Below are 20264 nucleotides of genomic sequence, written 5' to 3'. Positions count from 1 at the left end.
GCCGGCTATCCGGGGCCTTCTCGTTCCATTCCGTCGGATCGTCACCGAATCCCGGTCGACGATCTCCTGATCCGCGAGCGGACGGCGATCCAGACCCGGATATCGGGTGATCACGCCGATCAGGCCGACTGATCCGAAACCTGGGTTCGGAAACCTTATAAATGGTTGAGAAGTAATCACAACCATGTCACGGAGTTCCACTCCCTGGGACGACCCGGACCCTGACCGTCATCGGACGGGGTTGCCGATGGACCCGGACGTCGACGTCGGCTCTTCTCCCGATGTCATGGCGTCCATCGACGCCTCGGCGACACGATCGGAGCTCGTGATCGCCGATGTCTCCCGCGAGAACGCGTGGCTCTCCGTCGACGAGACGGATGCTCCCGTGCTCGAGGAGTGGTGCTGAAGTCGCCACCCTCGCGTTCCGGGTATATTTCCGTCCCGTTCGCCGACGAACCCGAGTCGGCTACTCCCCGTCTCGAACGCCCTCTCCCACTTCCCATCCCTGGATCAGTGCCGACAGCGTTCGACACGTGGGGACGTCGACATCGTGGGCGGCGGCACGCTCGACGATCGTGCCGTAGATCGCGTCGACCTCAGTCCGCCGTCCTGCCTCGACGTCCGCACACATCGATGACCGGTTCGCGGCCGTGTCGTGGGCGACCCGCTCGACCGCGTCGATCGCCGTTTCGTCCGGGAGATCGATCCCGTCGGCCCGTGCGACCGTCGCGACCTCGCGGGCGGCCTCGCGAGCGACATCGACGGCGGGCCCCGTCCGCACCTCGCCGTTCGTCACTCGTGCGAGCGCCGACGGACCGTTTATGCCCGCGTTGACGGCGAGCTTCTCGTACCGACGACGGGGCATGTCCTCCGCGGTCGTGGCGTCGACCCCGGCGGCGTCGAAGGCGCGCCCGATCCGGCTTGCCAGAGCGCTCGGCCCGCCGGCGAGCGTCCCGACGACGACCTCGCCGACCCCGGTACACCGGACGTGACCCGGTTCGAGGAACCGCGCGCCGTAGCTCGCGGTCCCGGCGAGCACCGGTGGGTCGACCGCCGCGACGAGCCGCTCCTCGGTCAGCCCGTTCTGGAGCGAGCAGACCGCGTCGTACTCGCCAGTCGCCAGATCGGCCGCGGCGCTGTCGGTGTCGTACGTCTTCGTCGTGACCAGCGCGAGCTCCGCCGAGCGCCGGGCCCCGTCAGTGACTGCCCGCGGCCGCACGTGCGCGTTCACTTCGCCATCGATCCGTAGCCCGTCCTCGCGGATCCGCCGCATGTGAGCGTCCCGCCCCACGAGCGTCACGTCGTGCGCGCGAGCGAGCATCCCACCGACGAGGCTCCCGAGCGCGCCCGCGCCGTACACGAGCACCTCCATAGTCGATCCAACGGCCTACCCCGGAAAAGAAATATCGGTGGGATCCGCACGCGACCGCTCCGGAGGAGACGAGGTCGGTCGCTCCCGGCCTCGTTCGGAGCTCGCCACGGCCTGTCGCCTCCAGCCCCGGCCTGTCGCTTCCAGCCCCGGCCTGTCGCTTCCAGCCTCGCTCTTCCAGCCCAGTTACCCCTTCAACCCGCTGCCGGTAAGCGGGACGACGACGTCCTCGTCGTCGCCGATCGCTCCCCGCGTCCGCAGCTCGTCGAGGGCGGCGGGCGCGACCGCACAGGTCGGCTCGATGTAGAACCCGTCGGCGTGGAGCCGGTCGAGCGCCCGCGTCGTCGCCGCCTCGGTAACCGCGATCGCGTCGCCGCCGGCGTCGGCTATCGCCTCGCGGATCCCGTCGATCCGGACCGGCTCCGCGATCCGGATCCCGTCGGCGATATCGTTGCTCGCGCCGTCCGGGCCGGCCGCGTCGCCCCCGTGGAGCTCGCGGACGACCGGGGCGAACCCCGCCGCCTGTGCTCCGTACAGCCGCGGGATCTCGTCGATCCAGCCCGCCCGTCGCAGCCGACGGAACCCCCAGTACGCCCCGAGAAAGAGGGTCCCGTGGCCGAGCGGGGTCACGACCGCGTCCGGCGCGTCCCACCCCCGTTGGAGGGCGATCTCGTACGCGACGGTAGCGGTCCCCTCGAAGAAGGCGGGGTTCCACGCGTGGCTCGCGTACCACGCCTTGCCACCGGACTTGTCGGACTCACCGGACTCACCGATCGACAGCGCCGCGACACACGCGTCGGTTACGTCGGTTCGGCTCCCCTCGATCCGCACCGGCGTCGCGCCCGCCCGCCGGATCGCTCGGAGCTTCGACGGTTTCGCGTCGGCGGGAACGTACACCTCGGCGTCGATCCCCGCCCGCGCCGCGTACGTCGCGATCGCGGCTCCCGCGTTCCCCGACGAGTCCTCAACGACCCGATCGACGCCCAGCTCCGTTGCGCGTGTCAGCGTCGTCGTCGCCCCGCGGTCCTTGAACGAACCGGTCGGGAAGACGTACTCCAGTTTGAACGACGCGTTCCATCGTGTCTCATCGGATCGGCCGTCCCCGCCGGCGTCCGTCGAGCCTCGTTGCGCCCCGTCGGCGTCGACGAGGGGCGTCATGCCCTCGCCGAGCGTTACCCGATCGGTCGGGTCGTCACCGACGGGGAGGAACGCCTCGAAGGCCCACAGCCCCGCTCGCGTGTCGAACTCGGCCGGGGACGGCGGCTCGCCTCCCGGAATCGGACGGTCGGCAAAACGAAGCGGGGCACCACACCGACACCGCCACCGGTCTCCCACCGTCTCCCCACAGGCCGGACACTCCAGGGATCGAACCGTCGTTTCCCCGCAATCGGTCCCGCCCATCAGTACGTGTCGACGTTCGTCCCTACCGAGCAGACGTACTCGCCGGCGGCGACCTGTGGCAGTCTGCGGGTTCGCCAGAACACGCCGCTCTCGTCCGCGGTCACCCGCGCCTTTCGCGATCCGAACACGTCCGTCACCTCGAACAGGGTGTCGCCGACGGACACCCGCTCGCCGAGGTCGGTCTCGAACCGGACGAGCCCGCCGGCCGGGGAGCCGTACTGGTCGAACCCCCGCGCTCGGGTCTGTGGTTCCACGTCGACGTCCCCGTCGAGGAAGCCGTAGTAACGGAGGACGTTGAACACCCCCTCGACACCGTACCGGATCGACTCCTCGTCCCACCCTACGCACCCGCCGAGCTCGGGGTCGATGGTCGGGACCCCCTGATCGGGGCCGGCCCGCGCCAGCTGGCCGTCCGGGCCCTTGATGTCGAGGACGTGGCCACAGCCGAACACCTTCGCGAGCTCCAAGCAGTCGCCGTGGAGGTGGTGTCGCAGCCCACAGCGGACTCGAGTTTCGTTTATCATCCGGCTCGTCGAGCCCTGGTGGAGGTCGAGGACGAGATCCGCCTCCTTCGCCGTCTGAAACGTCGCGTGGGCGATCCGCTCGCTCGTCGTTCCCTCGGGGTCGCCGGGGTAGCCGCGATTCATCTTTCGGTCGTCGATCGGGTTCCGGTGTTCGGCGACTTGAAAGCCGAAGTAGTTCACGATCCCGACGACGAGCACCGCGCCCGACAGTGTCGCCGGGTCGATCCGGGGGACGACCCGGCTCACCACCCCCAGCCCGTTGAGCTCGTCGCCGTCGCTGACCGCCTGCATGTAGAGCGTCTTCCCATCGCTGGCACCGTTGATGACGGCGACCGGCAGCCGGACGGGGCTTCCGTCGCGCGTCTCCCCCACCTCGAGACGGCCGGTGTCCGCCTCGCCCGGCGGTGCCCGTGCCGTTCCCAGCGTGATCATTACACGGAGGTGGGCCGGCGGCCCCTTTATCCGTTCGGTCCACGTCGCGTGAGCGACCCGATCGGCGACACAAGCTTTACGCCCGTCTCCGACAAACGGATGGTAGCCACTACCGTCCCGCGTGTCGGTCCTCCCACGTTCCGGTCGCGGAACGGTCGCCGTTTCGGGAGCTCGACCCCGCCCGGTCGCGGACGAAACCCATCACATGAGCATCGATATCGACCCGCTGTGTGACGCCGCCGGTCTGACCGTGACCGATCACATCGAGAACACCCAGTTCGAGCTGTACACCGACCGGCGCGTCGTGCCACGCCCGTCTCCCGAGGCGGACCACTACTTCCCGGTCGACGCGAGCGTGACGGTCGAGACGGGGTGTATCAAGATCCCGCGGGTCGCACAGGTGACCGCCCGTGACGCCGACGGAACGCTTCTCGCCCGCGGTGACGACTTTTCGATGCCCGACGGCGAGTACTACGTCAGCATCGATCCCGCGCCGACGAAGCTGTATCTCGATTTTTCGGCGGAGTTCTCCGCAACGGCGGACCGCGAGACGACGCGTATCGAGTTCGAGAACCCCACCGTCATCTCGCTCGGGTTCCGCTCGCTCCATCAGGCTCCCGCCGGAACGATCACTACCCCGACCGACCCTGAGTCGCTGATGCAGGCCGTTTCACTGCTCGGCTCCGCGCTTCAGACGACGAGCCCCGAACGGTCGTTCCCGACGCTCCGGGGCCACCCGCCGCTGATCGAGCCGGGCGACGAGTTCCGGATCCCCGAGCGGGTCGATCCGCCCGACAGCGGCGTCCGGATCGTCGTCCCGCCCGAGTATCGATCGCTGTACCCGGTCGTTCCGCTCGCGTACTACTTCGCCGCGGAGGTCGTCCCGGGGTCGCCGGCACGGATCGAGGGCGACGGCTGGGAGCACTCGCTTGAACCGGACCTCGAACGGCGGGCAGCCGAAGTCCTCAGACAGTCGTTCCACTTCGACTGTATCGCCCGTACGGAGGGGTTCTATCCGGTCGACCTCCACGAGCGCGAGGCGACCGACATCGACCTCGACTGGGGGGCCCTGTACGACGCCCCGCTCGCTGAGCGCCTCGGCGAGTACCTCGCCGTCCCGTTCGAGCGGGTCGAACCCGAGCTCCCGCAGTGGACGCTGACGACGGACGTCCGGCCCGACCCGGACAACATCGAATCGATCCCGTTCGTCGCGGCCGAGCTGTCGATCGTCCGCTCGCCGGAGACGGTTACGCCCGCGAGCGCCACGGCGGACGACGGTCTCGGCTTCTTCCGTGCGCCAAGCCCGGAACCCGCCGATCTGGTTCGGGGTGGTGCGGATGCGTCGACGCGCGGCGCGGACGTACCGACCGACCGGGGGGCGGCCCTCGACAGCGCGGAGTTCGTGCAACCGGAGGGGGTCGACACGGTGGAGCACGCCTGGGTCGGTGACGGGGTGCCGCTCGATGCGAACAAGGCCACGCTGGACGCGTACCGCCGGCGGCTGGAGACGGGTGCCGTTGAGCAGTCACGCATCTCCGTCCTCGTCGTCTGTAACGACGAGCAAATGGCCGAGGAGGACGAGGTTTCGGAGCTGTACGGGCTCCGCGATATGGTGCAGTTCGACATCGACGTCAAACACAACCTCACCCGCGCGGAGATGCGTGAGACGCTCGCGTCCGACGTGGACTTCCTCCATTACATCGGCCACGTCGACGACCGGGGGATGCAGTGTTCGGACGATCACCTCGATCTCACCCAGGAGGACCTCGAAGTCGGCGTCAGCGCCTTCCTCTTGAACGCCTGTCAGTCGTACGGACAGGGCGAGGCGCTCGTCCACCGTGGAAGCCGCGGCGGCATCGTCACCCTGAGCGACGTCGCCAACTCGCCGGCGACCAAACTCGGCCGGATCATCGCGCGACTGATGAACAGCGGGTTCAACCTCCGGACCGCGCTTCACGTCGCGAAACGCGAGCTGATCACCGGCCACCAGTACATCGTCGTCGGCGACGGTGGAGCGACGATCTGTCAGAGCCGGAGTGGTTCAGCTGTAGTTGTTACACTCTCGCGTAATAGAGACGATAGTTGGAACGTGCTAACTGATGTGTTCCCGAACGGTGCGTACGGGCTGGGATCACTTACTACGGCTAATCTTGGGTCAACACAGTCAAATTATTATTTACCTTCTCTTATGACTGTGGATGACGTTTCTTCGTCAAACCTCAGAGAGTTCCTTGAATTGGAGGTACTCCCGATATTCGTCGATGGCGAACTATACTGGAGTGATACTTTCACGATCGATTAGGGGCCTGGATCGGTGACAACAGCGTTCGCCGCCGCGGGAGCCGCCTGCGACAACAACAGCAGGGCGGTGAACAGGACGCCGGTCATCTTCGGGTTCTCAGCCAGGTAGTCTGCAACACTTTCGTGCATATTACAGAAGATAACGCGTGATAATAACATCCAGTCTTATGCGAACTGGTACGTGTTCGATGTTTGAATCAATACAGTTCTGAAACGAACGTCGAGGCCCGTTCGACAGCTGGATCGACGCAGGGGTCGCTATTCAAGCCATGGGACACCCGATCGTCCGCTGAAACCGCGCCATATCGGCAGGACTCGTCACCCGTCGCTGGATTCAAGCGGCACTCGCCGCATCGATGGGTATGAGCGAGGGCGACGTCGACCTGCTTGACCCGTTCCGCCAGTTCCTCTCGTTTCGGCGGGACGTGCTCGTGTTGTCGGTGGCGATGTTCGCGTTCAGCCTCGGGTTCCAGATGACCAGCCGGTACGTTCCGGAGTACATGTCCGCGCTCGGAGCGAGCGCGTTCGTCATCGGACTGTTCGGTACCGTCGGCAACGTCATCGGCGCGGCGTACCCGTACCCCGGCGGTCGGCTCTCCGACCGGATCGGGTCGCGCGTGGCGCTCACGCTGTTCGGGCTCGCCTCCAGTCTGGGGTTCGCGGTCTGGCTCGTCGCGCCGAACCTCGGGACGATCACGGTCACCGGCGTCGTCCTCGAACCGTGGATCTGGATCTTCGTCGGGCTCTTTTTCGCACAGGCGTGGAAGTCGTTCGGTCTCGGCGCGACGTTCGCCGTCGTCAAGCAGTCCGTCCCACCCGACCGCCTCGCGCGCGGGTTCGCGAGCACGGAGGTGTTCCGGCGGACCGCGTTTCTCGTCGGGCCGCTGATCGCGGCCGGCGTGTTGTACGCGTTCGCCGATTTCACCGTCGGGTTCCAGTACGTGCTCGCGATCGCCGTCGTTTTCGCGGTGCTCGCCACGGTCGCCCAACACCGGCTGTACGACGCGAGCGAGGACTCGATCGGCAAGGAGTTCGAGGGGATCTCCGAGATACTCGGCGACCTCCGCGGGCTCCCCTCGACGCTCCGTCCGCTCCTCGTGGCCGACACGCTCGTCCGGTTCGCCAACGGGATGGTGTACGTGTTCTTCGTCCTCGTCGTCACGCAGTTCCGCGAGGTGGGACTCACCGTCGGCCCGATTTCGTTGTCGCCGGCGGTGTTCTTCGGCGTCCTGTTGGCGATCGAGATGACGGTCGCGCTCGTGTCGATGCCTCCCGCGGCGCGGCTGGCCGAGCGGGTCGGCTTGAAACCGGTCGTCGGGTTGGGCTTCCTCGTGTACGCCGTCTTCCCCGTCCTGCTCATCGTCGCGCCCGGCGACCCGCTCGTGTTCGCCCTGCTGTTCGCGTTCTCCGGGCTCCGGTTCGCGGGACTGCCGGCACACAAGGCGCTCATCGTCGGTCCGGCCGAACGCGACGCCGGCGGGACGGTGTCGGGGTCGTACTACTTCGTGCGCAACGCGGTCGTCATCCCGAGCGCCGCGATCGGCGGCCTGATCTACGGCGGCTTCTCCCTATCGTCGGTCGACTTTGCTTTCGACGGCGACCCGGTCCTCGCGTTCGGGATCGCGAGCGTCATCGGACTCGCCGGGGTCACGTACTTCGCGGCCTTCGGCGAGGAGTACGAGGCGTACGCCTGAGTTCGGTCGCCTCTGCTCGCCTGCGCTCTGCCTCCATGCGTTCGCCACCCCGTTTTTGTAGCTCGGGTGTGAATCACGACGTATGACTGACCTCGAGACCACGATCCACGAGGCGTTCGAGCACACCGAGTACGACCTCGGCGACGTGGGGATCAACCGACAACAGGTCCGGATCCCGGTGTTACAGGAGGGTGCCGATCCCGACGCGCTCCGTGCCGTCGTCGATGAGGCCGTCGGCGAGGACGCGGTCGTCGGGTTGACGGTGACGACGGAGACGATCGCCGGCGACGACACCGTCGGGACGGTCGTCACGTTCCAATACCGGCCCTGACCGCAGTACTGCCGCGACGCTCCATCCGGCTCCGTGACTCCGCGGCTCCGTGACTCCGCGGCTCAGGAACCGCTTCCGATGCTTTAACCCTCACTGGACACGATACTTCGCCGTTCCGGCGAGGTATACAGTTGACGACACGGTTATCAATCCGTTGTGCGTACCCACGCGTCAACGATGGCGTCCGATCCCGGCCACCATGACGGTTCCCGGCCTCACGACGGTGCACGGTACCTCACGGGGTCGCCAGTGCGGGTCGAGATCCTCAGGACGCTCCGGCAGGAACCGTGTCGTCCGGCGGCGCTCACCGACGCGGTGGATGCGACTCGGACGACCGTCCAGCGAGTTCTGGCCGGGTACCGTGAGCGCCGATGGGTGGTCAAACGTGACGCGGCGTATCACGTGACGGCGACCGGCGAACGGGTCCACGACGCCTACGAGTCGCTGTTGGCCGATATCGACCGTGCGGACCGATACGGGGAGTTCGCGGCCGACATGAAACGTGCCAGTGCGGGGTTCCCCGCATCGGGACTCGACAGTGGCACGCTCACCGCCGCGACCGAGCGGGACCCGCTGGCTGCGCTCGACCGTGTCGTGGAACTGCTCCGGGTCGCGAGCGGCTCGTCGATCCGGGCGGTCTCGCCAATCGTCACGACCCAGTACAACGAGGCGGCCGCGTCCGCACTCGATGCGGGTTCCGACGTCGAACTCGTTATCGACCGGGACGTGCTCGCGACGTCGATGGACGAGTTCGGTCCGGCGACCGACCGAGCCCTCGACGACGACGACGCCTCCGTGTACGTCACCGAGCGCTCGATCGAGTACGGGTTCTTTCGCTACGATGATCGCGCGTGTGTCATCGCCTACGACGAGAACAACAACCCGCGGTACGTGCTCGAATCCACCGCTCCGTCGGTGCTCGACTGGGCCGACTCACGGTTCGACGCGCTCGTGGTCGATGCGACCCCATTATCGGCCGTTCTCGAACGGGCCTGAACTCAGTGGTCGCGTAGGTTGTCGCCACCCTCATCAACGGGCGTCTCTGCCGGCGACCCCACGGTGTCCGCTTCTGGGTCCCGGCTGTCCCGGTCGAAGTTCGTCGGCACGACGGTCGGGTGATCGATGCCGACCGATAGGTCGTGTGCGCTCATCTCCCTACCTCAAGATACGCCGTCCACTCCCTAAAAATTACCCATGCGCATAAATCATGCGCGTAGCGCGGAGTAATGTTCGGCGGTTATGCGATCGCACGGGGTCCGGGTCGTTTCACGCCGACTCGCAAGGCGGCTACCCGCCCCGTGGTTACTGGAACTCCTCGGCGTACAGCTGCTGTGCGTGTTCGATCGCTTCCTTGGCGGTCGCTTTGTCCTCCCAGCCGAGCGTTTCGACCTCCTTCCCCGCCTCCAGGTTCTTGTACGTCGAGAAGAACTCGTCTATCTCGTCGCGGATCTGCTGTGGGATGTCCTCGAGGTCCTCGATGTGGTCGAACCGCGGGTCCTCAACGGGGACTGCGATCACTTTGTCGTCCTGTTCGCCGTCGTCGTCCATCCGCATCAGCGCGACGGGGCGGGCTTCGACCACGCAGCCGGGGAACGTCTGATCCTCGACGAGTACCATCACGTCGAACGGGTCGCCGTCGTCGTAGTACGACTGCGGAATGAAGCCGTAGTCGTACGGGTAGTGGACGTTCGAGTGCAGCACCCGGTCGAGCACGACGGCGGGGATGTCCTTGTCGTACTCGTACTTGTTCCGCTCGCCTTTCAGACACTCGACGACCGCGTAGATCTCGTCGGGGGCGTTCGGCCCCGTTTCGAGGTCCTCCCAGAGGTTTACCATGTAGAACACAGTCCGACGAACGCGTCCAAAGTCCTTTCGGACGGCGTCTCCCGATTGCCAGACACGGTACCAGTCAGCCGACCCCTCTCGCGGGTGTCACACACGGACCCGGCCGGATCGGCCGGCTTCTCACTCCGACTCGTTTCCGGCGGATCGGGCGAAGCGGCCGATCCGAGACGTGTACCCGCCGTCTGCCGGTCTATACCGACGATTGTTGAGAAAGGTTATAAGTCAGGGAACCGTTCGGTCATGCATGTCAGAGGCACGATCAGTTTCCGAAGAATCGACGACCGCCCACGACCTGACCGCGTTCCAGCAGAACATCCTCACGATCCTGGCTGAAGAGCCCATGTACGGGCTCGCGGTCAAACGGGAGCTCGAGGCGTACTACGGCTCGGAGGTCAACCACGGCCGGCTCTACCCGAACCTCGACGACCTCGTGGACCAAGGGCTCGTCTCGAAGAGCGAACTCGACAAGCGAACGAACCAGTACGAGCTCACTGATGCCGGACACGACGTCGTTCTCGGCCAGCTGGAGTGGGTCCTCGACCGATTCGTCATCGACGAGACGCGGGCCGACGAGGTCCGCTCGCTTGTCGAGTAACCGGTTCCACGCGGCCACGGCCCACGGCAGTCACGGCCTGATCCCTGTTCGATCACGATCCGTGCTTTGGCACACGACACGGATCGTCTTCCATTCTCACGGCGAGTCACGACGCCGACTTCTCAGATCTCGGGCTCGTCGGGGCCCGATCCCTCGATGTTCGGTTTCTCGATCTCCGGATCTTCGATCTCCGGCTCCTCGACATCCCTTGCCACCGATTCGACCGTCGTCAGCGACTCCTCGACGCGCGCGAGCTGCTCGTCGGTAGGCCAGCCGTTTCGCGGGAGGTACTCCTCGCGGAACTCCTCCCGGATCGCCGGCGTCGCGTCGTCGACGTGCCGAACGTAGTGATTGCTCATGAACGCCGCGAACGTCCGGGCGGTCTCGGCGTGCACGTCGGCAGCACGGTCGGCGACCGCGTCGACGACCGCGTCGTTGTAGGCGGCGATCTCGCGGTATCGGTCGGCGTCCCCCGGGCCGGACAGCGACACCTCGACCGCGCGATCGGTGTCCTCGATCCGGTCCATCCGCACGGTCCCCGACTCCATCCACTCCGCCGGATACAACACCAGTGTGTCGTCGTCCTCGCGGAGCCGCGGGGTGTACTCGTGATCGGTCACGAGCTCGTCGCGTCGCTCGCGATAGTGCGCGGCCGCGTCCGGGTCCGTCGCCTCCCGCGCGAGCCGGGTGAGGCGCTCCGCCTCCTCGACCACCTCGACCGGGACGTCCGGGACGCGGTCGGCGGCCTCCTCTTGGACCGTCGTCGCCCCGCCGGTGTCGTCCGTGTCTCCGTCGACAGCGGCGTCTCCATCCGGCGACCCCGCTTCCACGATCTCGCGTGCCCGTTCTTTCGCCCACTCCGGCGGTTCGTCGTCGGCGGTTCCGTCCCCGTGCTCGTCGGTCCGATCAGTCCCCTTCATCGAGTGCCTCGTTCGCCAGATCGTCGGCGCGTGCGTTTATCTCCCGCGGAACGTGCGCCAACGACCACCGGTCGAACCGCGCTAACAGCTCCCGGACTCGGACCCGTCGCTCGCGGAGCGTCGGGTCGTTGGCGTCCCACTCCCCGCGGACCTGCTTGATTATCAGCTCGGAGTCCCCGCGGACGTCGATCGCGTCGAAGCCGTACTCGTCGGCCGCCTCCAACGCTCGGATCAGCGCCGCGTACTCCGCCTGGTTGTTGGTGACGCGACCGATCCGCTCGCCGCCCTCCGCGACGACGCCGTCGGACGTGACGAGACACCAGCCGACTGCGCCCGGACCGGGGTTTCCGCGAGACGCGCCGTCGAAGTAGACGTGCGCCCGCCCGCCCCCCTCCGCGATGAGGTTCGTCAGCCGCGCCGGATCGCTCCCCTGCACCACGACCTTGTCGTCGTAGGCGACGGCGACCGCGCCGTCCCGGTCCGCCCGCCACCGCTCGTGGTCGGTGTTCCCTGGCTCGATCCGGACGCCCGCGTCCTCCAAGCGGGAGCGCGCGACCGCCGGATCACAGTCGATCGTCGGCATTCGACCGAACTCCGAACCGGCGGGTAAAAGCGTTGTCCGTCTCGGGAGGGTGGTTCGTCGACTGTTGATGGCTCGTCGACTGTTGATGGCTTACCGACCGCTGGCGGCCCGTCGTCCGCGGCTCGCAGCAGATCCGATCCCTCACGAACTTTTAAGTCAGCCGGTCGGCTTAGTATATAAATGCGATGACACGGCCAACCCGGCAACGGGATCACGACCGGCAGCGCACGCGGGATGAGGACGAGGACGAAACGGAGTCCGGTGGGGTGGACATCGATGGATCGAATCTCGACGAGCTGGACGCCGAGGAGTTGGACCCCGAGGACCTCGATCCGGCGGAGCTCACCCGGACGGCCGACGGCGAACTGATACACGAGGAAACCGGACTCATCATCGAGGAGGAACAGATCGATCCCGGCCCGGAGTGGCGGGCGTTCAACCACTCGGAGCGGCAGTCGAAGTCCCGCGTCGGCGCGCCGACGACGAAAACGATGCACGACAAGGGGCTGACGACGACGATCGACTGGAAGGACAAGGACGCGTACGGACGCTCCATCTCCTCGAAGAAACGGTCACAGATGCACCGACTGCGGAAATGGCAGGAACGGATCCGGACGAAGGACGCGGGCGAACGTAACCTCCAATTCGCGCTCTCAGAGATCGACCGCATGGCGAGCGCGCTCGGCGTCCCGCGTTCGGTACGGGAGGTCGCCTCCGTCATCTACCGCCGTGCCCTGAACGAGGACCTTATCCGCGGCCGCTCGATCGAGGGCGTCTCCACCGCCGCCCTCTACGCCGCCTGTCGAAAGGAGGGGATCCCCCGCTCGTTGGAGGAGATATCCGACGTCTCGCGCGTCGACCGCAAGGAGATCGGCCGCACGTATCGGTACATCTCCCAGGAGCTCGGCTTGGAGATGCGGCCCGTGGACCCGAAGAAGTACGTCCCCCGGTTCTCCTCCGAGCTCGAACTGAGCGAGGAGGTGCAGGGGAAAGCCAACGAGATCATCGAGACGACCGCCGAGAAGGGACTGCTCTCGGGGAAGTCCCCGACCGGCTACGCGGCGGCCGCGATCTACGCCGCCTCGTTGCTCTGTAACGAGAAGAAGACCCAACGCGAGGTCGCCGACGTCGCACAGGTGACGGAGGTCACCATCCGCAACCGGTATCAGGAGCAGATCGAGGCGATGGGGATCCACGCGTAGCGGTCTGTTCCACGCGCCGTTCTCCCCCTCGACACGAGTAACGTTCAAGCCGCGCCGTCGCCACTATCCGAGCGAATGCGGCTCGACGAGTACCTGGAGTTCGAGGCGAACGAGCGCGCCGAGCGGCGGCGACTCGCGCGCGAGAAGGACTACGGGATCCTCGACCATCTCGACTCCTTCGAGCGACGCTTCGAGGCGGAGGTGTCCGACGACGCGGTCGTCGGCAGCGTCTCGCCGTCGATCTTCGTCGGCCGCTCGAACTACCCCCGCGTCTCGACCGGGTTGCTCTCGCCGGTCGGACGCGAGGAGCGCGCCGCGACCTTCGAGACGTCGGCGGCGTGGTACGACGAGGGCGTCTCGATCGGCGACGTGTTCGAGCGCCGAACGAGCCTGCTGAACGCCAACCGAGGAATCGACGTGAACGACGCCGGAGCAGGCGACGGAACCGGGGTCCACGACGCGTGGGACGGGTGGCTCGGGGTCCAGCGCGAGGTCGCGATCGCGGACCGCCCGGTCGACGTGGAAATCGGCTTGGACGGGACGCCGGACCTCGATTTCGAGGTCGGTGTCGAGGACGTGAAGACCCCGACCGGCCCCCGGGCGTCGGCCCGTGACGCGGCGCTTGGCGAGAACCCGCACGTGCCGCGGCCGGTGAAGAAGACGCTGGAGGACGACGACTGGCGCGCGGAGGGGGCGATGACGTACCTCTACCGGCGCGGGTTCGACGTGTACGAGATCAACACGATCCTCTCCGCGGGCGCGCTCGGCCAGGGGGAGAGCCGTCGACTCGTTCCCACGCGGTGGTCGATCACCGCGGTCGACGACACGATCGGGCAGTATCTCCGCGGGTCGATCCGGTCGAACCCGACGATCGACGCCATCGAGGTCCACCGCAACGAGTACCTCGGGAACGCGTTCTGGGTCGTCCTCGTCCCCGGCAACTGGGAGTACGAGCTGGTCGAGCTGAAAGCGCCGGGCTCGATCTGGAACCCGGACCCGGCGGCCGGGACCTACCTCGCGGCCGCGAGCGAGGGGCGCGAGGGGCGCACCGGCTACGTCGAGGAGACCGCGGGCGCGTACTACGCCGCCCGCGTCGGCGTCTTAGAACACCTCGACGAGCGCGGGCGGCAGGCGAAAGCCCTCGTCTGCCGGCACGTCTCCGACGAGTACTGGGGTCCCGTCGGGGTCTGGCAGGTCCGCGAGGCCGTCCGAAACGCCTTCTCGGGCGAACACGGCACCGCCGAGACGTTCGGCGAGGCCGTTCGCGGTGTTGCCGAGCACCTCCCGATCTCGACCGCTCGGCTCCGGCGGAAGTCGACGATGGCGGCCGGGCTCCAGGCGAACCTCGCGGAGTTCTCGTAATCGGACCCGTGTGACGCTTACATACTCGATCGGGAGGCCGACCTCGTCGGCTACGTCAGCTTTGTCGGCCGCGTCGGCTGCGTCGGTTCCGGCCTCGCGGTCGCCGCTACGGTCGGCAGGCAACTCACCGGCAGCACCGACCGGTGATCGAGGTGTCGCTTATATACTCACTCGTCGGATCCGCTTCGAATCACTCGCCGAGCCGGTCGAAGACTTCCTCGACCAGCTCGCCGGTGTCGTCGACGATCGCGTCCATCTCCTCGTCGTCGCTCGGGAGGCCGAGGAGTCGCGCGATCTTCATGATCGAGACGTGGTGGACGACCTGTTCGCCGGGTTCGACCTGCTCGATCACCATGTTACAGGGGAACAGCGCGCCGATCCGCCCGTCGGTCGCGTCGAGCGCGCGGTCGGCCACTGCCGGGTTACACGCCCCGAGCACGTAGTAGGGGTCGCGGTCGGCGTCGACCTTCTCGTTCAGCAGCTCGGAAGGGGAGAACTCGACGGGGACGCCGAACCCCACCTCCGAACAGACCTCGCGGACGCGTGCTATCGCCGCCTCGTGGTCCATCTCTAGGGTGGCTCGCTTCTCGCCGAAATCGTCGCCGTCGAGCGCGTCGGGGTCGAACGGGAGCGTCATGGGTTTCACTCGGGCGGGACGGACAAAAGGGTGTGCGATGCCGGTCGCTTCGGACCACTCGGCACGTGTCGCCCGGACCGTATGGTCCCTGTCGCCCGGATCGTGTGGTGCGGGTCGGATCGTGTGGTGCGGGTCGCTCTGAGCCGCGCGACGGCGGGCCGCTACTCCGTCGCGACTGGGCCGCGTCCGACGACCTCTTCGACCGCGTCGACGAACTCACCGCGGCTCTCGAACAGGGAGACGTCCGATTCCGCGAGTGCCCCGTCGAGCTCGACGGGCCCTTCCGGGGTTCGGATCTCGCTGTCGCCCTCCTGTGCCCGGATGTCGCTCCGTTTCGCGGGCCACGTGAGCCGCGACGCGACGCGGGCGATCGGCTCGCCCGCCACGTCCGGCCCCTCGCCGAGCTCGACGGCGGGCACTTCTTCGGCTTCCGCGTCCGCTTCCGCGTCGGTGTCGCTCATGCCCCGCGATTCCGGTGCGCTGAGGGTAACGTTTTCGATACGGTTTATCCTCGCCCTGATGTCGATGGTTCACCGACAGGGTACCGAACATATCCGGTCACACGGTTATCACGTCCCGCTCGCTAGCTCTGAGCGGGAGTCGAGGCACACGATCCCGTCAGAGACTCCGGGTCGGGGCCGCCGGAGACGTCTGCCAGCCCTCACGGACACGTCGCGTCGTCGGTGGCGGTCTCACGACGAAACGGCGTCTCGCCCCTCGACGCGGGATTTCACCGCCAATCGTGGTCCGTCGTGTTCAGTCGCTCGTGGCCGTCTTCCGTCACGACCACGAGGTCTTCGATCCGGCAGCCGAAGCGCCCGTCGAGGTACACGCCCGGCTCGACTGAGAACACCATCCCGGGCTCCAGCTCGCGGTCGTTGCCCGCCACGAGGTACGGCTCCTCGTGGACGTCGAGGCCGACGCCGTGGCCCGTCCGGTGGACGAACGCGTCCCCGTACCCTGCCGCTTCGATCACCTCGCGGGCGGTCCGGTCGATCGACGCTGCCGTGACGCCCGGCTCGACGGCCCCGACCGCGGCGGCCTGTGCCTCGCGGACGACGGCGTGGACCTCCTCGTACGCCGCCGGCGGCTCGCCACCGAACACGAGCGTTCGCGTCTGATCGGAGGGGTACCCGTCGACGCGGGTCCCGAAATCGAGCACGACGGGGTCGCCAGCGCGTATCTCGCGATCCGCGGAGCTGTGGTGGGGTTTCGCCCCGTTCTCTCCAGCGGCGACGATCGTTTCGAAGGAGATCCCCTCCCCGCCGTGAGTGGTGAGCCGGTCGGCGATCCAATCGGCGAGCTCGCGTTCGGTCATCCCGACCGCCTCCGTGCCGAGCGCGCGGAGGTCCGATACCGTCGCGTCCGCGGCCGCGGCCGCCCGCCGCAGCGCCGCGAGCTCCGCCTCGTCCTTACGAACTCGCAGGTCGGCGAGCGCCTCGCTCCCGAGCCCCCACGTCACCGCCGGCGCGACGGCCCGGAGGTCCTGCGTGAACCGCGCCCACATCGTGTCGTCGACGAGCAGGCGACCGCTCCGCAGGTCGTGCTCGTCGAGGACGTCACGGGCGGCCTCGCGGGGGTCGTCGCCGTCGGCCCACGTGCGCACGTCGTCCACGTCGGTCTCCGATCGGACCTGCTCGCCGTACAGTTCGGGTACGAGGAGCGTCGCGGGGTCGGTCGCGGGAACGATCAACAGGAAGTGTCGCTCGCCCGGCTCCTCGTTGAACCCCGTCAGGTACTGCAGGTTTCGACTCGGGAAACAGACCAGCCCGTCGGCGTCGACGGCGGCGAGCCGGTCCCGCGTTCGCGCCCGTCGGGTCGTGTATGTGTCGTCGGTCATACCCGGTGTCGGTGCCGGATCAGTATATAAACAGGGTGTGGTTACTGCCCCATCAAGCGGGTCGTAACTATACCCTGAGGGGTGGTGTGTGGTGACATGAGCACCGAACCGACCTCGACGTTCGACTGTCCGAACTGCGACACCACGGCCCCCTCGACGTCAGTTCCGTACGACACTCTCGGCTACGCGGTTTGTCCGGTCTGTTCGTACTCCGGTGGGCCGATCGCGACCGACGACTGAGACGGGTCTAGAAAACGGATCGAGCGTCGCCACCTTCGGATCGGACTCGCATCCCACCAGCCCGCGTTCGGCGCGGGAACCGGGCCGTTTTAGCCCCGGGCGCGCCCTCCCCGGACATGAGCTGGTCGATCGCACGCGAGGACGACACGATCACGGAGTGGGAACGCTCGGACGGGTACGCGACGGTTCGGATCCGCGAGCGCGGCGACGGCGGGTTCGTCGTCAGGCTCGACGTGATGGAGCAGGCGACCGACGAGGCCGCCTACGACCGCGTCCGGTTCGACGATCGCGCGGCCGCCGAGGCACACGCGGAGTCGTGGCGCACCGCGCGTGACCTCGACGAGTGAGTCGGTATCGTGGTCGCTGTCGAACGGAGGGCGTGGTCGTGGCGTCGAACCGGAACCCGGCTCGCGTCCCGACGGTTACGGGAGTTCCACGTCGTCATCGAGGAACGTCTGACACTCGACAGTCCGGCCGTCCGGGTCCGTCGCGAAGAACTGATAGATGTCGTACGTCGGGTTCCGGTGTGGCTCCTCGCGGGCCACGTCCGCGAGCCGGTCGTGGGCGGCGTCGACGCCGGCCCTGTCGGGGTACAGGAACGTCACGATCCCGCAGTCGTCGGTCCGGTCACGGTCACAGAACCCGACGATGAGGTTCCCGTGTTCGAGTATCGTACAGTCGGGCTGTTCGAGCCACAGCTCCATCCCCAGTCGGTCGCGGTAGAACTCGACGACTGCGTCGTGGTTCTCGGTCGCGTAAAAGACGATCCCGGACATACGGGGGGAAGGGTGGGCCGACACCTAAACCCACGTGACGGCTCCGTCGGCTCCGGAAGCCACTTGCCCGGTGGCGGTGATCTGCCCGCATGTCGAGCGAGAAGGAGCGGATGCTGGCCGGCGAGCCGTACGATCCGAGCGATCCCGAGCTGGTCGCCGAGCGCGAACGCGCTCGCGATCTGACGCGACGGTACAACCGAACCGCGGCCGGCGACGAGGCCGAACGACGGGACGTGCTGGCGACGCTGTTCGGTTCGGGCGGACGAACGGCGACCGTCGACCCCCCGTTCCGCTGTGATTACGGCTACAACCTCCACGTCGGCGAGGGGTTCTTCGCGAACTTCGACTGCGTGGTGCTTGACGTTCGCCGGGTCGAGTTCGGCAGGAACTGTCTGCTCGGGCCGGGCGTCCACGTGTACACGGCGACACACCCGCTCGACCCCGCGGACCGGGCCGGTGGGCTGGAGTCCGGCGAGCCCGTCACCGTCGGCGACGACGTCTGGATCGGCGGGCGCGCCGTGCTCAACCCCGGCGTCTCCGTCGGCGACGGGGCCGTGATCGGGTCGGGCGCGGTCGTCACCGGGGACGTCCCGTCGGGCGTCGTCGTCCAGGGGAACCCCGCGAGCGTGGTGCGGGAGCTCGACGGGGTCTGAGATCGCCCGCCGTCGACTCCGCCGCTGGCGGTTTCGGCGACACCGACCCCACGCCGGGCTACCGCTCCGGATGCGTCGGCGCGTCGAACCCGCCGCGAACGAGGGGTTTCGCGACGTGTCGGCGGGCGCTCGGCGGCACCTCGTACCAGCCGCGTTCGAGCGTCCGGTCGGTCGGCTCGGCCACCTTACCCGGCGCGGTCGTGCCGCAGTCTCGACAGCGGTACCCTTGATCGCGCCCCGCCGACGACATCCGCCGCCCGCAGTCGGGACAGGTCGGCGTCGTCCGCTCGGTCCGGACGAGCTCGCGGACCGCGAACTTCTCGAGTTTCAGGGTGCCGTCCGGCCCCGGATCCGACGCACGACGCTCGTGTTCGCCACACAGGGTTACCCGGTCGCCCGGGCGGAGCGCCCGCACGCGGTCACGGAACCGACCCGTGGGCGCGAACGCGACGGCGCGGAGCGCGGGCTCCGTGGCCAGCCCATCGGCACGCCTCCCGTCGGCGGGTGACCCGTCGACGTGGGACCCCTCTCGCTCTCCGTTCTCTGCGGGGCGGTCCTCCGCGATGTCGACGTGGACGTGGCCGCCGCGTTTGGTCTCCGGGTCGCCGGCGACGACGCCGGACACGCGGTAGCCCGCCCCGTCTCGGAGGGCGTCGATCCGGCCGTCAGCGAGGTGCGCGTCGGTGCCCTGGTTGGTGAGGAACGTCGCGGCGCGCTCGACGGGTTCGCTGTCGATATCAGTGGCGACTCGCCGGCACGCGTCGGCGTCGTCGCCGCGGATCCCGTGGAGGATCGGTCCGGGGGCGTTGGGGACACACACCACCGCCCCTGTGCCGCGGTCGACGGTGTCCCAGACGGTCGGGTACTCCCGGTCGGCGGCGGCGAAGACGCTCTCGGCGTCGACCTCGCGGGGCGTGCCACAGCGGTCGCGCTCGCGGTAGGTGATCCGTTCGTAGCTCCGGTCGTCGAGCGTCGCGGGCGCGCCGACGGCCGCGAGCGCCCCGATACGTCCCCTGCCCGGTGTCTCTTCTCCAGCCGCTCCGCCCGACCCGAACCCCGCGTGGCGGTAGCCGTGCGCGTCGGCGAGCGTCGTCGCCTCGTCAAGCGTGAGCCGCTCTCGGAGCGCCCGCCGGGAGAACGCCTCGACCGCCTCGGGGATCACGGCCGTCGGATCGCCGTTGCGGCCGTCGGGATCGGTGACCCCACCATCGAGACCTGCGACATCAATGTCGGCGACGACGACGCCCGGCGACGTCCGCGGGTCCTCCGCGGCCGCGAACTCCCGAACGGTGTCGGCGGCGACCCGAAACGCCTCGTCGGCGGCGACCCCGCTCGCGTGGATTGCGACCGCGGCGTTCCCCCGTGTCTTGTGTTTCACGGCCGGGTTGAGCCGGACGAGGACCCGTCGCTCGACGGTTCCGCCGATCGCTTCCAGTCGCTCGCCGAGGCGGACGCCGACGTACGTCGTACACATCCCGCGCTCGCGGGAGTCCGTGTCGTCGACGGCGACGATGGGCATATCCGTGGTTTCGTCCCGGCGGACAAGCCGGTTTCGGGCC

Annotated in this window: 24 protein-coding genes; 11 read left to right on the top strand and 13 right to left on the bottom strand. The window is 67.9% G+C overall.

Translation table 11 applies throughout. The features are described from left to right. Positions 1–184: 184 nt before the first annotated feature. The gene (locus tag ACZ5TV_RS05940; protein WP_379782967.1) at positions 185–406 is read left to right on the top strand and encodes a DUF7556 family protein; all 222 of its coding nucleotides are present in this window, start codon (positions 185–187) and stop codon (positions 404–406) included. 60 nt (positions 407–466) lie between these two features. On the opposite strand, the gene ACZ5TV_RS05935 is transcribed toward ACZ5TV_RS05940, so the two are convergent. From ACZ5TV_RS05935 to ACZ5TV_RS05925, 3 genes are all read right to left on the bottom strand, one after another. Beyond that, positions 467–1372 (bottom strand): ketopantoate reductase family protein, encoded by a 906-nt coding sequence (locus tag ACZ5TV_RS05935; protein WP_464384227.1) that lies wholly within the window; start codon positions 1370–1372, stop codon positions 467–469. Between the two features lie 183 nt (positions 1373–1555). Then, the gene (locus ACZ5TV_RS05930) at positions 1556–2770 is read right to left on the bottom strand and encodes a threonine synthase (protein WP_464384226.1); all 1215 of its coding nucleotides are present in this window, start codon (positions 2768–2770) and stop codon (positions 1556–1558) included. Beyond that, positions 2770–3726, bottom strand: a complete 957-nt coding sequence (locus ACZ5TV_RS05925) for a succinylglutamate desuccinylase/aspartoacylase family protein (RefSeq protein ID WP_379779926.1) — start codon at positions 3724–3726, stop codon at positions 2770–2772. Before ACZ5TV_RS05925 ends, ACZ5TV_RS05930 begins: the two co-directional genes overlap by 1 nt. Before the next feature lie 205 nt (positions 3727–3931). Here ACZ5TV_RS05925 and ACZ5TV_RS05920 point away from each other — a divergent pair, with 205 nt between their 5' ends. Further along, complete coding sequence (locus ACZ5TV_RS05920) at positions 3932–6028, top strand: CHAT domain-containing protein (RefSeq protein WP_379779928.1); 2097 nt, start codon at positions 3932–3934, stop codon at positions 6026–6028. Here ACZ5TV_RS05920 and ACZ5TV_RS05915 read toward each other — a convergent pair. Next, on the bottom strand, positions 6025–6156 hold the full coding sequence (locus tag ACZ5TV_RS05915; RefSeq protein ID WP_379779930.1) for a DUF7503 family protein: 132 nt from the start codon (positions 6154–6156) through the stop codon (positions 6025–6027). The genes ACZ5TV_RS05920 and ACZ5TV_RS05915 overlap by 4 nt on opposite strands. A gap of 227 nt (positions 6157–6383) precedes the next feature. Here ACZ5TV_RS05915 and ACZ5TV_RS05910 point away from each other — a divergent pair, with 227 nt between their 5' ends. The 3 genes from ACZ5TV_RS05910 (at position 6384) to ACZ5TV_RS05900 (ending at position 9048) form a co-directional block, all read left to right on the top strand. Continuing rightward, the gene (locus ACZ5TV_RS05910) at positions 6384–7721 is read left to right on the top strand and encodes an MFS transporter (RefSeq protein ID WP_379779932.1); all 1338 of its coding nucleotides are present in this window, start codon (positions 6384–6386) and stop codon (positions 7719–7721) included. Between the two features lie 82 nt (positions 7722–7803). Beyond that, complete coding sequence (locus ACZ5TV_RS05905; protein ID WP_379779934.1) at positions 7804–8052, top strand: hypothetical protein; 249 nt, start codon at positions 7804–7806, stop codon at positions 8050–8052. 177 nt (positions 8053–8229) lie between these two features. Next, entirely contained in the window at positions 8230–9048 is an 819-nt protein-coding gene (locus ACZ5TV_RS05900) for a helix-turn-helix transcriptional regulator (protein ID WP_379779936.1), read from the top strand. 2 nt (positions 9049–9050) lie between these two features. Here ACZ5TV_RS05900 and ACZ5TV_RS05895 read toward each other — a convergent pair whose 3' ends face one another. Both ACZ5TV_RS05895 and ACZ5TV_RS05890 read right to left on the bottom strand, forming a co-directional pair. Continuing rightward, a complete protein-coding gene (locus ACZ5TV_RS05895; RefSeq protein WP_379779938.1) occupies positions 9051–9203 on the bottom strand; it encodes a hypothetical protein in 153 nt (50 codons plus the stop codon). Between the two features lie 151 nt (positions 9204–9354). Next, the gene (locus tag ACZ5TV_RS05890) at positions 9355–9888 is read right to left on the bottom strand and encodes an inorganic diphosphatase (protein ID WP_379779940.1); all 534 of its coding nucleotides are present in this window, start codon (positions 9886–9888) and stop codon (positions 9355–9357) included. A gap of 253 nt (positions 9889–10141) precedes the next feature. Between ACZ5TV_RS05890 and ACZ5TV_RS05885 the strand changes: the two genes are divergently transcribed. After that, positions 10142–10492: a PadR family transcriptional regulator gene (locus ACZ5TV_RS05885; protein ID WP_379779942.1), complete on the top strand. Its 351-nt coding sequence runs from the start codon at positions 10142–10144 to the stop codon at positions 10490–10492. Between the two features lie 122 nt (positions 10493–10614). On the opposite strand, the gene ACZ5TV_RS05880 is transcribed toward ACZ5TV_RS05885, so the two are convergent. Beyond that, positions 10615–11412, bottom strand: a complete 798-nt coding sequence (locus ACZ5TV_RS05880) for a DUF7108 domain-containing protein (protein ID WP_379779944.1) — start codon at positions 11410–11412, stop codon at positions 10615–10617. Continuing rightward, positions 11399–11995 (bottom strand): ribonuclease HI, encoded by a 597-nt coding sequence (gene rnhA / locus ACZ5TV_RS05875; protein WP_379779946.1) that lies wholly within the window; start codon positions 11993–11995, stop codon positions 11399–11401. The genes ACZ5TV_RS05880 and rnhA overlap by 14 nt, the downstream gene beginning before the upstream one ends. 185 nt (positions 11996–12180) lie before the next feature. On the opposite strand from rnhA, the gene ACZ5TV_RS05870 reads away from it, so the two are divergent. Both ACZ5TV_RS05870 and nreA read left to right on the top strand, forming a co-directional pair. Further along, positions 12181–13197, top strand: coding sequence for a transcription initiation factor IIB (locus ACZ5TV_RS05870; RefSeq protein ID WP_379779948.1), 1017 nt, complete (start codon positions 12181–12183; stop codon positions 13195–13197). 75 nt (positions 13198–13272) lie between these two features. Continuing rightward, positions 13273–14559 carry a DNA repair protein NreA gene (gene nreA / locus ACZ5TV_RS05865; protein WP_379779950.1) on the top strand — a complete coding sequence of 429 codons (1287 nt, stop codon included), beginning with the start codon at positions 13273–13275 and terminating at the stop codon, positions 14557–14559. A gap of 190 nt (positions 14560–14749) precedes the next feature. Here nreA and ACZ5TV_RS05860 read toward each other — a convergent pair whose 3' ends face one another. The 3 genes from ACZ5TV_RS05860 to ACZ5TV_RS05850 all read right to left on the bottom strand — a co-directional run bounded on the left by ACZ5TV_RS05860 (position 14750) and on the right by ACZ5TV_RS05850 (position 17036). After that, positions 14750–15196 carry a DUF302 domain-containing protein gene (locus tag ACZ5TV_RS05860; protein ID WP_379779952.1) on the bottom strand — a complete coding sequence of 149 codons (447 nt, stop codon included), beginning with the start codon at positions 15194–15196 and terminating at the stop codon, positions 14750–14752. Positions 15197–15357: 161 nt separating this feature from the next. Beyond that, a complete protein-coding gene (locus ACZ5TV_RS05855) occupies positions 15358–15657 on the bottom strand; it encodes a DUF5789 family protein (protein ID WP_379779954.1) in 300 nt (99 codons plus the stop codon). A 269-nt stretch (positions 15658–15926) separates the two neighbouring features. Next, complete coding sequence (locus tag ACZ5TV_RS05850; protein WP_464384225.1) at positions 15927–17036, bottom strand: aminopeptidase P family protein; 1110 nt, start codon at positions 17034–17036, stop codon at positions 15927–15929. A 96-nt stretch (positions 17037–17132) separates the two neighbouring features. Between ACZ5TV_RS05850 and ACZ5TV_RS05845 the strand changes: the two genes are divergently transcribed. Next, on the top strand, positions 17133–17276 hold the full coding sequence (locus ACZ5TV_RS05845; protein WP_379783543.1) for a hypothetical protein: 144 nt from the start codon (positions 17133–17135) through the stop codon (positions 17274–17276). Positions 17277–17392: 116 nt separating this feature from the next. Next, positions 17393–17623, top strand: a complete 231-nt coding sequence (locus ACZ5TV_RS05840) for a DUF7543 family protein (protein ID WP_379783541.1) — start codon at positions 17393–17395, stop codon at positions 17621–17623. 75 nt (positions 17624–17698) lie between these two features. Here the strand turns inward: ACZ5TV_RS05840 and ACZ5TV_RS05835 are convergent, their stop codons facing one another. Continuing rightward, positions 17699–18052 (bottom strand): VOC family protein, encoded by a 354-nt coding sequence (locus ACZ5TV_RS05835; protein ID WP_379783539.1) that lies wholly within the window; start codon positions 18050–18052, stop codon positions 17699–17701. 89 nt (positions 18053–18141) lie between these two features. On the opposite strand from ACZ5TV_RS05835, the gene ACZ5TV_RS05830 reads away from it, so the two are divergent. Continuing rightward, a complete protein-coding gene (locus ACZ5TV_RS05830) occupies positions 18142–18705 on the top strand; it encodes a sugar O-acetyltransferase (RefSeq protein ID WP_464384224.1) in 564 nt (187 codons plus the stop codon). Positions 18706–18763: 58 nt separating this feature from the next. On the opposite strand, the gene ACZ5TV_RS05825 is transcribed toward ACZ5TV_RS05830, so the two are convergent. Then, positions 18764–20224 (bottom strand): TiaS agmantine-binding domain-containing protein, encoded by a 1461-nt coding sequence (locus tag ACZ5TV_RS05825; protein ID WP_464384223.1) that lies wholly within the window; start codon positions 20222–20224, stop codon positions 18764–18766. Positions 20225–20264 lie beyond the last annotated feature (40 nt).

The organism is Halorubrum tibetense (assembly GCF_055396225.1).
The sequence above is the reverse complement of the archived record's forward strand: the minus strand, read 5'-3'. Positions and strand labels throughout refer to the sequence as shown.

What these genes read in the sequence shown, in the direction of transcription:
- ACZ5TV_RS05910 (WP_379779932.1), top strand. Translation starts at nt 6,384, where the DNA reads ATGGGTATGAGCGAGGGCGACGTCGACCTGCTTGACCCGTTCCGCCAG.
- ACZ5TV_RS05850 (WP_464384225.1), bottom strand. Translation starts at nt 17,036, where the DNA reads ATGACCGACGACACATACACGACCCGACGGGCGCGAACGCGGGACCGG.
- ACZ5TV_RS05885 (WP_379779942.1), top strand. Translation starts at nt 10,142, where the DNA reads ATGTCAGAGGCACGATCAGTTTCCGAAGAATCGACGACCGCCCACGAC.
- ACZ5TV_RS05880 (WP_379779944.1), bottom strand. Translation starts at nt 11,412, where the DNA reads ATGAAGGGGACTGATCGGACCGACGAGCACGGGGACGGAACCGCCGAC.
- nreA (WP_379779950.1), top strand. Translation starts at nt 13,273, where the DNA reads ATGCGGCTCGACGAGTACCTGGAGTTCGAGGCGAACGAGCGCGCCGAG.
- ACZ5TV_RS05840 (WP_379783541.1), top strand. Translation starts at nt 17,393, where the DNA reads ATGAGCTGGTCGATCGCACGCGAGGACGACACGATCACGGAGTGGGAA.
- ACZ5TV_RS05935 (WP_464384227.1), bottom strand. Translation starts at nt 1,372, where the DNA reads ATGGAGGTGCTCGTGTACGGCGCGGGCGCGCTCGGGAGCCTCGTCGGT.
- ACZ5TV_RS05895 (WP_379779938.1), bottom strand. Translation starts at nt 9,203, where the DNA reads ATGAGCGCACACGACCTATCGGTCGGCATCGATCACCCGACCGTCGTG.
- rnhA (WP_379779946.1), bottom strand. Translation starts at nt 11,995, where the DNA reads ATGCCGACGATCGACTGTGATCCGGCGGTCGCGCGCTCCCGCTTGGAG.
- ACZ5TV_RS05940 (WP_379782967.1), top strand. Translation starts at nt 185, where the DNA reads ATGTCACGGAGTTCCACTCCCTGGGACGACCCGGACCCTGACCGTCAT.
- ACZ5TV_RS05925 (WP_379779926.1), bottom strand. Translation starts at nt 3,726, where the DNA reads ATGATCACGCTGGGAACGGCACGGGCACCGCCGGGCGAGGCGGACACC.
- ACZ5TV_RS05860 (WP_379779952.1), bottom strand. Translation starts at nt 15,196, where the DNA reads ATGACGCTCCCGTTCGACCCCGACGCGCTCGACGGCGACGATTTCGGC.
- ACZ5TV_RS05915 (WP_379779930.1), bottom strand. Translation starts at nt 6,156, where the DNA reads ATGCACGAAAGTGTTGCAGACTACCTGGCTGAGAACCCGAAGATGACC.
- ACZ5TV_RS05845 (WP_379783543.1), top strand. Translation starts at nt 17,133, where the DNA reads ATGAGCACCGAACCGACCTCGACGTTCGACTGTCCGAACTGCGACACC.
- ACZ5TV_RS05920 (WP_379779928.1), top strand. Translation starts at nt 3,932, where the DNA reads ATGAGCATCGATATCGACCCGCTGTGTGACGCCGCCGGTCTGACCGTG.
- ACZ5TV_RS05930 (WP_464384226.1), bottom strand. Translation starts at nt 2,770, where the DNA reads ATGGGCGGGACCGATTGCGGGGAAACGACGGTTCGATCCCTGGAGTGT.
- ACZ5TV_RS05830 (WP_464384224.1), top strand. Translation starts at nt 18,142, where the DNA reads ATGTCGAGCGAGAAGGAGCGGATGCTGGCCGGCGAGCCGTACGATCCG.
- ACZ5TV_RS05890 (WP_379779940.1), bottom strand. Translation starts at nt 9,888, where the DNA reads ATGGTAAACCTCTGGGAGGACCTCGAAACGGGGCCGAACGCCCCCGAC.
- ACZ5TV_RS05835 (WP_379783539.1), bottom strand. Translation starts at nt 18,052, where the DNA reads ATGTCCGGGATCGTCTTTTACGCGACCGAGAACCACGACGCAGTCGTC.
- ACZ5TV_RS05825 (WP_464384223.1), bottom strand. Translation starts at nt 20,224, where the DNA reads ATGCCCATCGTCGCCGTCGACGACACGGACTCCCGCGAGCGCGGGATG.
- ACZ5TV_RS05870 (WP_379779948.1), top strand. Translation starts at nt 12,181, where the DNA reads ATGACACGGCCAACCCGGCAACGGGATCACGACCGGCAGCGCACGCGG.
- ACZ5TV_RS05855 (WP_379779954.1), bottom strand. Translation starts at nt 15,657, where the DNA reads ATGAGCGACACCGACGCGGAAGCGGACGCGGAAGCCGAAGAAGTGCCC.
- ACZ5TV_RS05900 (WP_379779936.1), top strand. Translation starts at nt 8,230, where the DNA reads ATGGCGTCCGATCCCGGCCACCATGACGGTTCCCGGCCTCACGACGGT.
- ACZ5TV_RS05905 (WP_379779934.1), top strand. Translation starts at nt 7,804, where the DNA reads ATGACTGACCTCGAGACCACGATCCACGAGGCGTTCGAGCACACCGAG.